Source organism: Hymenobacter sp. YC55 (assembly GCF_029433095.1).
In the GTDB taxonomy this organism is placed as follows: Bacteria; Bacteroidota; Bacteroidia; order Cytophagales; family Hymenobacteraceae; genus Hymenobacter.
On sequence record NZ_JARNTX010000002.1, the window covers coordinates 605,369 to 621,632 of the forward strand.

Below are 16,264 nucleotides of genomic sequence, written 5' to 3' on the forward strand. Positions count from 1 at the left end.
TCCCTATGCTGTTCAGATACTTATAGAGAAAAATTACATTTTGTAAAGCAGCGCAATACCGAAGGAAAGCGAGGTCAGAATCAAACCGACCATGAAGATGGTGTAGCTAATGCGCAGCAGCCGGTATTTGCGGGTCAGTACATCGCCGAGGTAGTAAATATCGGTTACCATGTTGGTGTACAAGGCATCTTTGTCGCTCATGATTTGGTTCATGCCCGAGTGAAAAGAATCGAGGCTGAGCTTGCTGAAGTTGCCGAAGAAGAGCAAGTTCACGCGGCGGTTAGTGGCAATCTGAGGGCTCTTTTTCAGCCACTTGAAGCTCGTAACATCAGGTTGGGCACACAAAATGGCCGTCACGACTGAGCCTAAAGCCGTAGCGAGCAGCAAACCAATAGGAATGGTCAGCACCGGGTTGTTGACGATGGTGGGGCTGAGCACCCCCGACTTGGTGCCGGCCTTGGCCCCCAGGTAGGTGATGATTACCGAAAGCAGCACCGCGTTCAAGCTAATCATCATGTTGGCTTTCTTGTCGGCCATGTCCGAGAGCTTCATGTGGTTGCTGTACATGGTCCGGAACATGGTTTCGACGCCACGCTTGGGCTCGGCAAACGTGCCGGTGGCTTCTTCCTCTTTCTTTTTCTTTTTCTTCTCGGTTTTCTTGAGCAGGTCGCGCTGCTCTTTCACGTTGGCCTTGAACTGGTCTTGGTAACGCGCTTTGGCAGCGGGCGTCAGAAACTTAGCCGAGGTTAGGAAGTCGAGCTGCGACTCGGCCCACTCTACGTTGGAGTAGGTTTTGCCCAGGGTGGTTTCCCATTCGGCCCGGAGCAGCTCGGCGTTGGCAAAAAAGTCTTCGCGGCCCATGCCGCTCATGTCGGCATCCTTGAGCAGCTTCTGCAATTCCGTGTCACAAGGCTCGTCGCGGTGCGTACCCCGGATGATGTCCTTCACTATCTGGATGCGCGGTTCGGGGTAGCCCTGCTGGCGCAGCCAGTTTTCGGCCATTACCATACTGCGGTATTCGTGGCCGTCGTTAGCTTCGATGTAGCCGGTATCATGAAACCAGGCGGCCAACAACAGGGCCTCTTGGTCGGGCGCATCTAGGCCGGAATCCTCGCCCAAGGTGCGCGCTTCCTTTACCACCGAAATAGTGTGCTTCAGGGAGTGATAAACAAGCTGCGGCGGAAGCTTTTCTTCCATCAGCTTCGTAACAAAGGCTTTCGCCTGTTTCAGAATTTCAGATCGGTCGGCTTTAGCCGGTTGGAGCGTTACGGTAGGTTCCATTTGAAGGGCGGGGTGTGAGCGGCGGTAGCGGGGCAGCACCCCTAACCGACTTTGAACGCGAATTGCAAGTTGAGGTTTTTACACGCTTATCTCAACCGTGAATCATAGGTTTGCGTAGGGCAGGCATTCCCGGCTTACTGAGGCTTGACCTCATGCAGCCGTTTCAGTAAGTTACTCGTAATTCTGATAACTGCGCCCACTAATGCTTGGTTTATGCGTTAGGCACCAAGCTTGCTTTCTCTCTCTATTGCCTCTATATGAAGCGTCTTTTCTTGTCTTGTGGTTTAGTCTGGCTGTTAGGCGGCGCCACTGCATGGGCACAAAAACCTACGCAAACTCCGCACCCCATCCGGCCGAACTATACCAGGGGTGGTGAAAATTGGAAATCAAAAACACCCCCCGACAGTTCCCGAATCAATTATTCTGTCTTCCTAATCGGCGACGTTGGCAAGCCAGAATCCTCGGAGAAGGGCGGTGAGCCTTCTCTTAACTTTATGCGCAAGCAGCTTTTGGCCGCCGGCACCAAAAGCACCGCCATCTACCTCGGCGACAACATTTACGAAAACGGGATGCCCGAGGAGGGTGCCTCCGACCGCGAAGAATCGGAGCGCCGCATTGTTGATCAGCTGAACGTGCTGCGCAACTACCCCGGCGAGAAATACATGATTCCGGGCAACCACGACTGGAAGCAAGGCAAGAATGGGGGCGTAGAGCAAGTGAACCGCGAGCAGCGTTTTGTGGAGAACTTCATGTCCAAAGATTCGGCGGCTTTCTCGTACACCGGCGACTTCTTCATTCCGCGCGACGCGTGCCCCGGACCATTTGAGGTGCGCCTGCAAGACAACTTGGTGATGATTGCCATCAACTCGCAGTGGTTTTTGCAAGGCGAAGGCGAGCGGCCATACGGGTCTAATAGCGGCTGCGGCGTAGCCAACGAAACCGACTTCTTCACGCAGCTAGAAGACATCATCGAGCGCAACAAGGACAAGAATATCATGGTCATTGGGCACCATCCCATCCAGTCCGATGGTATTCATGGCGGCTACTTTACCCTGGCCGACCACTTGTTTCCGCTCTCGATTGTGGCGAAGTACGCGTTTATTCCGCTGCCCGTGGTGGGGTCGGTATATCCGTTTGCGCGTAAGTACGGCGGCGTTAGCCAGGACATCCCGCACCCACTCTACCAAGCGTATAAGAAGGGACTGGAAGACATTTTCGCCAAGCACCCAAACATCGTGTACGCTTCGGGGCACGAGCACAACCTGCAGTATTTCCGGATGCCAACCTACCACCAGATTGTGAGTGGTTCGGGTTGCAAAACGCAGCACACCCGTAGCGGCAGCGGCGCCAAAGCCAACTTCTCGGACAAAGAGAAAGGCTTGGCTCGTGTAAACTACTACGACGACGGCCAGGTGTGGGTGGAATATTGGATTCCGAACGGCCGGGGCGAAACTGCCCGGCTTGTATACCGCACGCCCCTGTACGCGCAGCCCGTAGCTGCTGCCACCGAAGTGGCGCCAGTAGTGCCCACTGGGCCCCGGCCTAATTTCAAGGACAGCACCATTACGCTGGCCGTCAACAAGCGCTACGCCGACCGCAGCAGATTCCATAAGTCGTTGTTTGGGCAGCACTACCGCCAGGAGTGGGCCACGCCCGTGAAGTTTCCGGTGTTGGATCTTGCCACCGAGCAAGGCGGCCTTACGCCCTACAAGATTGGGGGTGGCAAGCAAACGGCCTCGCTGAAAGTGCGCAACGAGGAAGGCCGCAACTTCACCATTCGCAGCCTCAACAAAGACCCCGGTGCCGTACTACCCGAAGCCCTGCGCAGCGGAGCCGCCGCCGACATTCTGCAAGACCAGATTTCGGCTCAGCACCCGTACGGCTCCATCGTAATACCACCGTTGGCTACGGCCGCGGGCATTCTGCACACCAATCCCGAGCTTCGCTACATTCCGCAAGATCCGTTGCTTGGGCAATACCTCGAGCGTTTTTCCAACACGCCGGGCGCTATTGAAGAAGATGCCAAAGACGACCAAAGCAACGTAGCCTCGCTCGGCAATGCCGAAAACTTGGTAGGCACCGACAAGGTGTTCGAGCGCCTGGTAGAAGACAACGACAACCGCGTTGATGAAAAGGCCTTTGCCCGCTCGCGCCTCTTCGATATGTGGATTGGCGACTGGGACCGGCACGAAGACCAGTGGCGGTGGGCCGAGAAAAAAGACAAGGACGGCGACCGGAAGTTCACGGCCGTACCCGAAGACCGAGACATTGCCTTCTTCAAGGGCGACGGTCTGTTTCCGTACCTCGCTTCGCGCAAGTGGGCCATCCGCAACTTCCAGAACTTCGGGGCCGACTACGCCGACTGGAAAGGCCTCAACCTGACGGCTCTCAGCAACGACCGGGTGTACCTAGCTTCCGTCACGAAAGAGCAGTGGGTGAAGCAGGCCGAAGAGTTGAAGGCAGCCCTCACCGACGACGTTATCGAGAAGGCGTTCAAGCAACGGTGGCCCAAGCAGATCTACGACCTGCACGGCCCTGAAATCGTGGCCAAGCTGAAAAGCCGCCGCGAGCTGCTGCCTGAGGTAGCGGCCGATTACTACGAAATGCTGAGCAAGGTGACGGAGGTGAAAGGCTCCAGCAAGCGCGAGAAGTTTGAGGTGGAGCGCCTGCCCGACGACAAAACCCGCGTGACGGTACGCAAAATCACCAAGGAAGGTGCCCTCGGCAAAACGCTCTTCGACCGCACCTTCGACAACAAGGTCACCAAGGAGCTGCGCCTGTATGGGTTTGAAGGCAACGACGTGTACGACGTGAAAGGCGACGTAAAGCGTGGCACCAAGCTGCGCATTATTGCCGGCACCGACAAAGACTCTATTACGGACCGCTCGAATGTGGCGGGCCTCCGGCACTACACGCACATCTACGACGCCGATACCGGCAACGTGATTACGCCAGGCAAAGACACGCGTCTGCGCACCGAGCCAGGCATTGATGTGAGCCGCTACGATGTTCGCAACCGCTCCGACCGCAAAGACTACACGCTCAACTACTTCGGTCCAACGGCGTATTTCGGCTACAACATCGACGACCGCCTGTTTGTAGGAGGCGGGGCCGTGTACCGCACCTATGGGTTCCGGAAAGAGCCGTACGCCAGCGAGCAAAGCTTGGCCGCCAACTATTCGCCTTCGCAAAAAGCCTACAATGTGCGGTATGCCGGGCATTTTGTGGATGTGATTGGCAAGTACGATCTGCGGGTAAATGCGCAGTTGTATGGCCCCCAGTTGCTTTACAACTACTTTGGCCTCGGCAACGACACGCGCAACATCCTGGCGGACGACAACAGCACCCGCGCCCGCGACATCAACGACACCTATCGGGTGCGCTTCTCGCGCTTGTACATTTCGCCGGTGTTGGAAAAGGATATTTTTAGCTTCCTGAAATTCGGTATCGGTCCGCAGTACGACCAGTTCCGCGTAAGCAGTGACCGGTTGGGCCGCGAAATAGCTAATAACCTCGATGAGGACGGTAATGGCATAGAAGGCACAAGCGCGGTTGGTATCCGCTCTTCCGACTTCCAACTTAACCGCTACTTAGGTGGTCGAGCGTATCTGAATATTGATGCCGCGTCGTCGCCGAAAAACCCGCGTATTGGTTTGCGCTGGTACAACTCGGTGGAGTACAACAAGCAGCTCAACTCCGAGAAGCTAAGCTACGGGCGGTTGGCTTCGGAATTCCGCTTCTATCTGAGCCCCAACTTCCCGTTCCAGCTAACCTGGGCTGGCCGCATTGGCGCCAACCGCAACCTTGGCGACTACCGTTTCTTCCAGGCCAACACCTTGGGCGGCACCACCAACTTGCGCGGCTACCGCCGGACGCGCTACTCGGGCCGTTCCAGCACGTACGCCAATGCCGAGGTGCGGATTCAGCTCTTTGAGTTCAACGCCTACCTGCTGCCGGGTAAGTTCGGTATCATGGGCCTAGCCGATGCGGCGCGGGTGTACACACGCTATGACGTGAAATCGGGCCTCGATGCCTACCACACTGCCATAGGCGGTGGCGTGTGGGTCGACATTCTGAAACAAGCAGTTATCAACGTAACGTACTCGAAGGGCGAAGAAAATTTAGTGTTCTTAGGCTTTGACTTCTTGTTCTAAGAGCAAGTGCCAGCGACGCTTGATAAGCGCAAAAACGCTGATTTGTTGACAAACAGAAAACAAGAAAAAAGCTGGCCTAATCCGGCCGGCTTTTTTCTATAGTAAAGGCAGCATTGTGGAGCGCAATAAGAACTGATTGGCAGTAGCCTTTTTGCTGCATCATGCGTTAAGATTGACCGAGCTTAGTTTCTATTCCACACTTGTAGCGTATGTCCTCTACTCTAATATTTCGGGCGCGGATGGTGCGCAAAGTTGCCTTCACCGGGCTTGGTTGCCTACTGCTCAGTGGGGCCGCACTAGCGCAGGTGACGCCTCCAGCGTCGCCTACGCCGGTATTTCCGGCACCGGCTCCTTCCCCCACCGATACTTTGCCTTCCAACCAGGTAGGGCGCGACCAGGAATTTGCTACGCCTTCGGTGGTAAACCAGGGGCCAACGAAGGGCATAGTTTTCCACTATGAGCGAATGCCGCGCTTTGGCGTGACGTCGACAGCCAAGGTGGAAAACTTACCGAACTACTCGGCCGACGCCAGGAAAAACGCTCGACTTATTTTCAAGGGGTACATCCCGATGCTCAACCATCCGCACTTAAAGCTGATACTAGGCATCAACTACGACCGGGAGGAGTTTCAATTTCGCAATACTCCCACCACCTATGAGTTCTACGACAACATAGAGAACAAAGCGCTCAAAAGCTTAGGGGCACAGCTAGCCGTTATTCGGCCGGTGAATGCGGTAAACTGGTACATCTTCCGAGTGAAAGGCGAGCTGAGCGGCGACTACACATCGAGCGAGTTAAACGTGAAAGACTACCTGCGCGTGTCGTCGGAGTTTCTCTACGGCTGGAAGCGGAGTCCAGAGTTTTCGTGGGGTATAGGGGTGCAACTAGGCTATACGTTCGGTCGGTTTAGTCCCTATCCGGCGGTACTCTACAACCGTACCTTCAACTCACATTGGGGCGTAGAGGCCATCTTCCCGGCTCGTGTGGCAGTTCGCTACAACGTGTCGCCCCGCTCCATCTTCACGGCTGGATATACCGTCGACGGCTTCAACTACATTATCAAGCTCAACAACCCCTTGGTGCGCCGCCTAGACAATGGCCAGCCTGAGCCCGGTATCGACCCTCTGCGCACCTTGGAGCTGCGCGAAACCGAAGTGAAATTCCGGGGCCGTTGGGAGCGTGAGCTGTACGATTTCATCTGGCTGGGCGTAGAAGGTGGCTACCGCTACAACTACGCCTTCGACGCCTTCGACCGCACCAACGACGACCGGGAAAAAATAATCGACAGCAAGTTCGATTGGGCTCCGTATGCCAGCCTCGAAATCTTTATTGTGCCTACCAAAGGGTTGCTGGGCCTGTTCGGAGTAGGCCGATAAAAGGAGTTCTAGCAATTTCTGAAGGGCGCGACCATACCAAGAGCAGGCAAACAAAGAACGGTCATGCTGAGCGCAGCCGAAGCATCTCGCTGGAGTAATATCATTTACCACACTAGCGAGATGATTCGGCTGCGCTCAGCATGACCGTTTTATCTCCTCAATTCAAGCCTTGAGAGTAACGCCTCAGCTTTTTTCTGGTTTGGGCTTGCTGCGTTTGCGGCTAAGCTTCTTCAGATACGCATACGTGTCGTCTTGGGCTCTGACGCGGGGCGCTTTGGGGTCTTCCGAGCCCACGAAGTTGTTCTGCCAGTCTCTGGACTTTACGTTGTCGTGGCGCTGAAGGTCGAGCAGGTGGCGGATTTCGGCGCGCAAATCTTCCTGTAGAATAGGGAATGCAACTTCTACGCGCCGGTCCAGGTTGCGGGCCATCCAGTCGGAAGAGGCTACGTAGATCTTCTCTTTGCCACTGTTGCCGAATACGTAGATGCGGGCATGCTCTAGGTACCGGTCCACTATACCCCGCTGACTGATGTTGAGGCTCTGGCCTTCAAGGTTGGGAATGAGGCAGGAAATACCCCGAATTAATAGTTCCACCCGCACGCCGGCTTCGCTGGCTTCGTATAGCTTCAGAATCATACGTTCATCTTGCAAAGCGTTTAGCTTCAAGATGATGTAGGCGTCCTTGCCGTGTTTGGCCAACTCTATTTCGTGGTCGATTAGGGCATTCAGCCGCTCCCTAAGCTCGAACGGCGCTACCAGCAACTGCTTGAAGCTGCCCGCCTTGTTTTGCCGGTCGTAGAAGTAACGGAACACCTCGGCTACCTCGCCGGTCAGGCGGAGGTCGGCGGTGAACAGGCCGTGGTCGGCGTAAATTTTGCTGGTATTCTCGTTGAAGTTGCCGGTGCTTAAGTAGGCATAGAGGCGGTTGTGGCCTTCCTCGGCGCGGGTTACCAGGGCCAGCTTGCTATGCACCTTCAGCTCCGGAATGCCATATATAACGTTGGCACCCGCCTTCTGTAGCTTTTCGGCCCAGTACATGTTGCTTTCCTCGTCGAAGCGGGCTTTCAGCTCCACTACTACCGTCACCTGTTTGCCGTGCTTCACGGCCTTGAGCAGGGCTTTTGCCACTTCGCTCTTGCTGGAAACCCGATAAAGCGTGATGCTGATGGCGCTTACCAACGGGTCGTTGGCGGCTTCGAGCAGAAAGCGCGTAACGTAGTCGAAGGACTGATACGGTAAGCTCAGAAGGTGGTCGCGCTCGGCAATGGCCGGAATCATGGGGCCGGTGCGGGGTAGGGTTGGGTGGGGCAGGGGCGGGTGCGCCTCGTACACCAGATGGTTCAATCCTAAATCGGGGAAGCCGAAAAAGTCGCGGAAGTTGTGGTAGCGGCTGCCATCTACCAACTCGTCGGTGCCAATGCCCGTTTTCTGCATCAGCGCCCTCATCACTTCTTTGGGCATGGCCGGGTCGTAGAGCAGGCGAGCCGGATAGCCGGTTTCGCGCTTCTGCAAACTGCTCTTGATCTTCGCCATCAGGTTGCCCGATACTTCCTCCTGAATGTCTAGTTCGGCGTCGCGGGAAATCTTAACGGAATGCACTTGCACCTTGTTGAACTTCGGAAACAACGTGTGGGCGCAGCACCGCACTACGTCGTCCAGAAACATCACGTATCGTTCGTCGCCTTGATTGGGCAGCACCACAAACCGGCCGCCGTGGCGCTTTACGGGTAGTTCCATTACCAGTACCCGCTCATCGTCGACGTGGTGCTTCTTCTTTTTCGAACTGCCTTCGGTGGGTTCTGTCAGGTAAAACGTGAGGTATACCGTTTGATCTTTCAGGAAAAGATGGTGCAGGTTTTCGTCGAGGATGACGGGCGAGAGTAAATCCTGCACGTGCTGCTCGAAGTACTGATGCACCCACTGCCGCTGCTCGTCGGTGAGGTCATGCTCCGACACAAGATGGATGTGTTGCTCGCGCAAGGCCGGCTGTAAACTGTTGCGAAAGGTGTCGCCGAATTCTTGCTGCTGGCGACGCACCTCTTCCAGTAGCTCTTTGAGTTGGGCGGTAGGGTCGTCGGTCAGTTTGGCGCGGGTTTTCTTTTTCAGCTTCACCAGCCGCCGCAGCGTAGCCACGCGCACCTTGAAGTACTCGTCGAGGTTGCTGGAGAAGATGGCCATAAACTTGAGGCGCTCGAGCAGCGGTACCTCGGGGTTTTGGGCTTCCTGAAGCACGCGCCGGTTAAACGCCAGCCAGCTTAGCTCCCGGTTTAGCAACACTGGTTTTTCAGCGGCTTTCTTTTCGATTTTTTCCATGATTAAGAAAAAGCGTCACGTACAAGAGCGTCCTCCTTTACCTGGCATCCCCAAGGAAAGCCTCCTTACTAATTGCAGTTCGCCTAGCATTAGCTAGTAGGCGGTGACATGCGCATCAGAAAGCGATTATCAACTATGCACTTTACGGAAAAAAGGCAACTTCCAACAGCTTCTTACATGAAGTTATCTGCTTCGTCTGCCGTTTCTACTCGATATCCCGCGGCTTGTCGCGCGGCCGGTCGAAAAAGTAAAACTCGGTGTTTGCCTGATCTACGTCGGCCCACCGCTCGGCCTGGGTGTGCAGGCACACGATACCCGCTGTGGGCATCTCTTCGTGCAGCGCCCCCGGCGAGAGTAGATTGGCAAACTCGGAAATAGTGTTGTTGTGCCCCACAAGCAGCACCGAATCGGCCTCGTCGGGGCAGGAGCGCACAACGTCTAGCAGCACCTGTACATCAGCGTGGTAGATTTCGGGCCGCACCACAATTCGCTCGTGGGGGTAGTCTAATTCCTTGGCTACCAGCGCGGCCGTCGTGAGGGCGCGCACTGCCGCAGAAGAAAGCAGCAAATCTATCTTGATGTTGCGCTTAACCAAAGCTTGGCCCATACGGGGCGCATCGTCGCGGCCCCGGCCATTGAGCGGGCGCTGCTCATCCGTTAAGTCTTCGAAGCTCCAGCTGGATTTGGCGTGGCGCATCAGATATAGGCTTTTCATGCGGGCAGGGTGAGGTACAATTAAAAGCACGCCTCTTTACTACGAGGCTCGCAAAATGGTTATTCTAGAAATGAAGCGCCACAGGAAAACAAGGATATCTGTGTGCTTTTCAGAGGATTAAAAAAGCGCTACCCATTTAGCCAATATTTACGAACCACAGGCAGGGCAAGACGCTAGGCTTCGGCTACTCTCAAAGATCCTGCCCCGTTTAGAGATAGACGCGCTTCACAAGCTACGTTTCCGTATTGCAGGAAGAGCTTCGGGGCACTGCAGGTAGGCCAATACTAGAAAAGCCCACCGAGTGGCGGGCTTTTCATGCGGGTGAATGAGGGAAAATGTTAGGTGTGAAAAGCTAGCAATGCTGCAACACCGCTAGCTCCGAAAGCAAGTAAGCTATTCTTTCTGGAAACGCTGCCGGATTGTTTGGGCACCGTCCGACATCACCACTTGGTAGAGGCCCTGGGGCAGGCTAGCAACAGCTACGCGACCTTGGCCATCGTAGCGGGCTTGCTTCATTTCGTAGCCACTCAGGTCGTATACTTTCACCGTCCAGGTTGCTGCTTGCTTTTCCGGTACCGATACGTTCAAGGTTTGAGTGGCCGGATTAGGGTACAAGCGAACGGCTGCCTTACCGGCTAGCTCGCTGGCAACAGCCAGTTGGCGTCCTGCCTTGGCACCCGGCGAATTGAGCAGCGAAGCACGGCTTCCGCCGGCATCGAACAGGGCGTTCATCCGGGCAGACTGACCAGCCGAAAACATATACATGCACGCATCGTCGGTGTAGTCCATGTAGTTCATCGACATGTCCCCCTTGTTGTTGCAGGTTACGTGCGGGTAGTCGGGGCAGCCGTAGTTGCTGGTTTGCTGGGTCGGCGTGTCGGCCACCAAGTCGTTGCCGCAGCTAGCGTCGCCCCAAATGTGGCGCAGGTTCAACCAGTGTCCTACTTCGTGGGTAGCCGTCCGACCTTTGTTGTAGGGAACCGCCGAACCGCCCGGCAACGACGAATACAAGACCACAACCCCGTCGGTGCTGGCTTTACCTCCCGGAAATTGCGCGTAACCGAGCAGTCCACCACCTAGGTTGCACACCCATATGTTGAGATAGTTGCTAGCGGGCCAGGCATCATCACCACCGCGCTTCGAGTTCTTCACTACGTCGTTGGTGCCAAACGAAGTGACTTTGGTTTGCTTGTGAATGATGCCCGTGGTTGGAGCACCGTTCGGGTCTTGTTGCGCCAGCACAAACTGGATGTTGGTGTTGGCCGCTAACGGCTTGAAAACGTCTGGTACCAGCCTAGCATCCGAGTTAGCCTTAGCGAAGTCCTGGTTCAGTACTGCTATTTGCGATTCAACCTGCGCATCCTTTACGTTCTCGGCCGCCGTGTTGTAGAGCACGTGCACGACTACCGGAATCGTAATTACGCCCGTTGTCGAGCGTCTGGAAGTTGAAGTAGCTTCAAACTTTTTGGTTTGGTCTTCCACTGCGGCCATGCGCTTTGCCAGCGTAGGATCGGCCGCCATTTGCGCTTTCAGCACGTCCATAGTGGCGCACTGCCGGCCCGGTGTTGCCTTGCCGTTATCAAGCGCCAAGCGAAACTCTTGCGCAAGAGTTGAAGATGTTAAGCCCAAGAAAGAAAGAGCTAACGCGTAAAATTTTGCCTTCATGCGAATGGTTTTGGAGTTGAGTATGATTGTGCGGAGAGAATAGGATGAAATATAGTAATAATAGGCTGATTTAAGGCAGATCAAATAAGATATTTTTAGAAACCAGCCGCCCCCATCTAAGCCACCATAGAAAGCTATATTATGGAAAGATTGAAAACCGCTAACCAAGACCCTAGCGCATTCCAGTCGTTGTGCAAGAGACAATCAGTTAGTCGGCCATTTGCCTCACCCAAGACCAGCTGATGCGGACAGATAGCACACAAAAAAGCCCTGGCAAGTTGCCAAGGCTTCTGTTTGTAGTGAGGTGAGCTATTCGCCGTCTACGTGGTCTATCACGGTATTGGGGTAGCGCTGGTAGTGAATCTTGGCTACATGGCGCGTCAACAAAGCACGTAGCTCTTCGATATTCTCCCGGTCCTTGGCTGAAATAAAGATGACTGGGTCGTGCATTTTGGCCATGTACGTGTCCTGTAGCTGCGCGAGCGTGGGGCGGCTGGGCGCATCTTCATCTTCGTTCATGCCCTCGAAGCCTGCCTGACGTTCGGTTTCAGTATCGTTCCGGTATTGGTCAATCTTATTGAAGACCAGTAGCATCGGCTTATCGGCGGCTTCAATATCCTTGAGCGTTTCGTTGACTACCTCGATCTGCTCTTCAAACGAAGGGTGCGAGATGTCCACAACGTGCACTAGTAAGTCGGCCTCCCTGATTTCGTCGAGCGTGCTCTTAAAACTCTCGATGAGGCGCGTTGGAAGCTTGCGGATAAACCCAACTGTGTCGGAGAGCAGGAACGGAATGTTGTCGAAAGAAATCTTGCGCACCGTGGAATCGACGGTAGCAAACAGTTTGTTTTCGGCAAACACGTCGGAGCGGCTCAGCAGATTCATGATCGTGCTTTTACCCACGTTGGTATATCCTACCAGCGCCACCCGCACCACCCCGCCCCGCGACTTGCGCTGGGTGTGGCTTTGCTTGTCGAAGTCCTTGAGTTTCTCTTTCAGCAGCGATATCCGGTCGCGCACCACGCGTCGGTCGGTCTCGATTTCCGTTTCACCTGGTCCGCGCATACTCACGCCACCACCACGCTGCCGGCTCAAGTGACTCCACAAACCCGTCAGGCGGGGCAGCAAATATTGGTATTGCGCCAACTCCACCTGGGCCCGAGCAGTGGCTGTTTTGGCCCGCGTAGCAAAGATGTCGATGATGAGCAGTGAGCGGTCCACAATCTTGACCATCAGCTCTGCTTCCAAGTTGCGCAGCTGCGAAGGCGACAGGTCGTCGTCGAAAATAACGACGCTGATACCGTTGTGGGTGACATAGGCTTTGATTTCGGCTAGTTTGCCTTCCCCCACAAAGGTGCGGATGTCGGGTTTGTCGAGGCGTTGTACGAAGCGTTTCTTCACTTCTACTCCGGCCGTTTCGGCCAGAAACTCCAACTCATCTAGGTACTCTTGGGTGCGAGTATCCGACTGCCGTTTGTCGGGAACGGCTATCAGCACGGCGGTTTCCCGTTGCTGAGCCGTTTCATAGGTGCCGGTATTCGGGTTACGTGTAGGTTGATTGCCTCTGGGGGCATCGGTAGCGCCGGGGTGGCGGGTGCTGTTGGTTTGCTGGCGCCCACCGGAGTTAGATTTCTTTGCCATGTAGAGAGAAAGGAAGGGGTAGGATGGAATAGGTAATCAATAACGCAACTTTCTATAAACACGGAAGCCTAACTATTGCATTAGCGTAAGAAAGGGGTAGGATGCACTATCTGCACTTATACTGTTGTAAATAACGCGAGTTGCGGTCTAGCTTCGCTATAAACCTGATTCACGTGCCAACGAAAGCTGAACATGGGACGTGAAACCGAAGTAGGGCGGCACATTGGCTCGCCCTATTAGCTTGCTTCGTTCAGGGGCTTACTTCAGAGTCAGCGAGTAAGCTACTACTTGCTGTATCTGGGCCGTCGTTAGTTTGTCTTTGAACGCAGGCATCTTGCCGAGGCCTTGCGTCACCTTGTACACGCGGCCCATGGTGTTGAGGTTGCTTTTAGTGAGGTCGTAGGCTCCGTTCAGGCCTAGGCGCCCGTCGGGTCCGTGGCACACCGCGCAATTTTTATTGAACAAGACTTTGCCATTCGCCAGGATACCTTCTCCGTCGGTTTCGGGCTCGGCCGGAGGCGATGCAATGGCGGCGCTAGCGGTGGCCGCTTGCAGCGCGTCGGCTTCAGCTTCCGAAAGGCCAGGTTCGTCGTCAACGAGCGTATCGACGGGCGGCGCGGCGTCAGGTGTGGGCGTGGTTTCGGGGCGGCCAAGTGCGGCCGTGCTAGCGGCAGTGCGGGTCGGGCGCCGCAAGGTAAGGCTGCCGGCTTGTGCCACGCCGTACAGATACAGAAGGCCAAGTAGCATGCAGGCTATGCCCGGCTTGTACTGCCGACGCATGGCTGCAATGGCCAGCGGTACCAACACCACTACCAAACCGAGTTCCACCCACAGCCAGCGGGGTGCCGCTCCCGGGTACAAGGCCACCAGCCAGAGCCCCGACCCCAAAACCAGCAGTCCTAACAGGGAGTCGACAATGCGGGTACGGGCGCGCAGGTTGCGCAAGTCTTCCTGGCGGCCCAGAAATAGCAGCGCCGCTTTGGTGGCGTAGAAAAGTAGAAAAGCAAGTAATACCAGCAGGTGCAAGCGTAAAAGCAAAACGGAAAATGACACGCGCAATGAGGTGGTGAGTGGTGAAATACAAAGTCTCTGAAGTACTCAACAAAGGTAAGGCCCGAAAAAGCGTGCCGCGGACCGAATTTATCTGCGGCGGTATGGGCTCTGGCACCACCTTTACGCAGCAACCTGCCGAAGCACTTGGGTCTGCGTAGCGGCTCTTGCTTTCTAATGCCCGTATCTTTGCTTTTCAGCATCCTACTTCATTACCTCTCCATCTCACTGTTTTACTGTCCGTGCGCGTTGCCATTGTTATCAATACCTCTTGGAATATCTGGAATTTTCGGCGCAGCTTAGTGAAAGCCTTACAGGCGGCTGGCCACGAGGTAATAGCTATTGCGCCCCCTGATGCGTATTCCGAACGTTTACAAACCGAACTTGGCTGCCGCTACGTTCCCATCCTGATGGAAAACAAGGGCACTAACCCCGTAAAGGATGCCCAGCTAACCCGCCGCTTCTATGGCATTTACCGGCGCGAACAGCCCGACGTGGTACTCCATTACACCATCAAGCCCAACATCTACGGTGCCTTAGCCGCCCGGTTGGCAGGCATTCCAAGCATCAACAACGTGTCGGGTTTAGGAACGGTGTTTCTGGTGCCCAACTTTGTGAGTAAGGTGGCCTTGCAGCTCTACCGCTACGCCTTCCGGTTTCCGCGCAAAGTGTTTTTCCAGAACGGCGACGACCAAGCGCTGTTTCTGCAGCATAAGCTGGTACGCAAAGAAATAACCGACGTGCTGCCTGGTTCCGGGGTCGATACCAAGCGTTTCCGGCCGGCCGCCGAGTTCCAGCGCCAGCAGCCGTTCGTGTTCCTTATGATAGCGCGGGTGCTGTATGAGAAAGGGGTGGAAGAATATTTCGAAGCCGCCCGGCTGGTGCGGGAAGTGGTGCCGGGCACGCGGGTGCAACTGCTAGGTGGCATCGACGAGTCGGGAGGAGTGGGGGTGAAGCGGGCCGTATTCGAGCAGTGGCTCACGGCCGGCAATATCGAGTACCTCGGCACTACCGACGACGTAGCTGCCTATATCCGCCAAGCCGACTGCGTGGTGCTTCCCTCGTACCGCGAAGGCACGCCCAAAACCTTGCTTGAAGCCGCCGCCATGGGCAAGCCCATTGTCACGACTAACGTGCCGGGCTGCCGCGAAACCGTGGAAGATGGCCAGAACGGTTTGCTCTGCGAAGTGCGCAATGCCCCCGATTTGGCCGCTAAAATGCTGCGCATTCTGGAGCTGCCCAATGCCGAGCTAGAAGCTATGGGCCGCGCTGGCCGTCACCTTGCCGAGTCCAAGTTCGATGAACAGATTGTGCTCGACAAGTACCTAACGGAAGTGGCTTCGATAGCAACTAAACGCCGCTAGGATCAAGCAAACCAGTTAACTTGCTCCCCACTACAATTTGATAGATCAGAATTAGTAACCTTTTCATATGGAAATCAAGCAGCACGCCCTGGCTGGTGTCGTTGAATTTATTCCCCGCGTCTTTGGTGACGCTCGTGGGGCTTTCTTCGAATCGTTTAGCGCCCGGGTTTTCGAACAGGCCGGTGTCAGTCACGAGTGGGTGCAGGATAACCAGTCGAGTTCGACGCGTGGCGTCCTCCGTGGGCTGCACTTTCAGCGCCCGCCGCATGCGCAAGCTAAGCTAGTGCGCGTTGCGCAGGGACGTGCCCTCGACGTCATCGTGGATTTGCGCCGCGACTCGGCTACGTACGGACAGCATTTGGCGGTGGAACTGGATGCGCAGCGCTACAATATGCTTTATGTGCCCGTCGGTTTTGCCCACGGTTTTATAGCCCTCGAAGATCATACCCTGTTTCTTTATAAGTGCTCTGACTATTATCAGCCAAGCGCCGAAGGTGGACTTCTCTGGAACGATCCTACCCTCAATATCAACTGGGGAATAGATTCACCTAATGTATCAGACAAAGACCAGGTACTCCCTGTGCTACAAGGCTTTGATAGCCCTTTTTAGACTATAGCGCGTTGCCTGGACATACCTACACACGAAAGGCTTGCCAAACGGTAAGCCTTTCGTGTGTAGGAAAGAAGTGAATAGTGATTGAGTGC

General features: G+C 55.3%; 10 protein-coding genes. 4 read left to right on the plus strand and 6 right to left on the minus strand.

Annotation, left to right across the window (positions count from 1 at the left end; all coding sequences use genetic code 11):
- Positions 1-33: 33 nt before the first annotated feature.
- Complete coding sequence (locus P1X16_RS15845) at positions 34-1,281, minus strand: Pycsar system effector family protein (RefSeq protein ID WP_277230947.1); 1,248 nt, start codon at positions 1,279-1,281, stop codon at positions 34-36.
- Between the two features lie 257 nt (positions 1,282-1,538).
- On the opposite strand from P1X16_RS15845, the gene P1X16_RS15850 reads away from it, so the two are divergent.
- Both P1X16_RS15850 and P1X16_RS15855 read left to right on the plus strand, forming a co-directional pair.
- Complete coding sequence (locus tag P1X16_RS15850; protein WP_277230949.1) at positions 1,539-5,435, plus strand: metallophosphoesterase; 3,897 nt, start codon at positions 1,539-1,541, stop codon at positions 5,433-5,435.
- A 209-nt stretch (positions 5,436-5,644) separates the two neighbouring features.
- The gene (locus P1X16_RS15855; RefSeq protein ID WP_277230951.1) at positions 5,645-6,811 is read left to right on the plus strand and encodes a DUF6268 family outer membrane beta-barrel protein; all 1,167 of its coding nucleotides are present in this window, start codon (positions 5,645-5,647) and stop codon (positions 6,809-6,811) included.
- A gap of 183 nt (positions 6,812-6,994) precedes the next feature.
- On the opposite strand, the gene ppk1 is transcribed toward P1X16_RS15855, so the two are convergent.
- The 5 genes from ppk1 to P1X16_RS15880 all read right to left on the minus strand — a co-directional run bounded on the left by ppk1 (position 6,995) and on the right by P1X16_RS15880 (position 14,198).
- On the minus strand, positions 6,995-9,124 hold the full coding sequence (ppk1, locus tag P1X16_RS15860; RefSeq protein WP_277230953.1) for a polyphosphate kinase 1: 2,130 nt from the start codon (positions 9,122-9,124) through the stop codon (positions 6,995-6,997).
- Positions 9,125-9,329: 205 nt separating this feature from the next.
- The gene (locus P1X16_RS15865; RefSeq protein WP_277230955.1) at positions 9,330-9,839 is read right to left on the minus strand and encodes a histidine phosphatase family protein; all 510 of its coding nucleotides are present in this window, start codon (positions 9,837-9,839) and stop codon (positions 9,330-9,332) included.
- Between the two features lie 393 nt (positions 9,840-10,232).
- Positions 10,233-11,504, minus strand: coding sequence for a M43 family zinc metalloprotease (locus tag P1X16_RS15870; RefSeq protein ID WP_277230957.1), 1,272 nt, complete (start codon positions 11,502-11,504; stop codon positions 10,233-10,235).
- A gap of 309 nt (positions 11,505-11,813) precedes the next feature.
- Positions 11,814-13,145 (minus strand): GTPase HflX, encoded by a 1,332-nt coding sequence (gene hflX / locus P1X16_RS15875; protein ID WP_277230959.1) that lies wholly within the window; start codon positions 13,143-13,145, stop codon positions 11,814-11,816.
- A 258-nt stretch (positions 13,146-13,403) separates the two neighbouring features.
- A complete protein-coding gene (locus P1X16_RS15880; RefSeq protein WP_277230960.1) occupies positions 13,404-14,198 on the minus strand; it encodes a cytochrome c in 795 nt (264 codons plus the stop codon).
- A 239-nt stretch (positions 14,199-14,437) separates the two neighbouring features.
- Here P1X16_RS15880 and P1X16_RS15885 point away from each other — a divergent pair, with 239 nt between their 5' ends.
- Together P1X16_RS15885 and rfbC are read left to right on the plus strand one after the other, a co-directional pair.
- Positions 14,438-15,559, plus strand: coding sequence for a glycosyltransferase family 4 protein (locus P1X16_RS15885; RefSeq protein ID WP_277230961.1), 1,122 nt, complete (start codon positions 14,438-14,440; stop codon positions 15,557-15,559).
- A 67-nt stretch (positions 15,560-15,626) separates the two neighbouring features.
- Positions 15,627-16,169, plus strand: a complete 543-nt coding sequence (rfbC, locus tag P1X16_RS15890; RefSeq protein WP_277230963.1) for a dTDP-4-dehydrorhamnose 3,5-epimerase — start codon at positions 15,627-15,629, stop codon at positions 16,167-16,169.
- Positions 16,170-16,264: the final 95 nt, after the last annotated feature.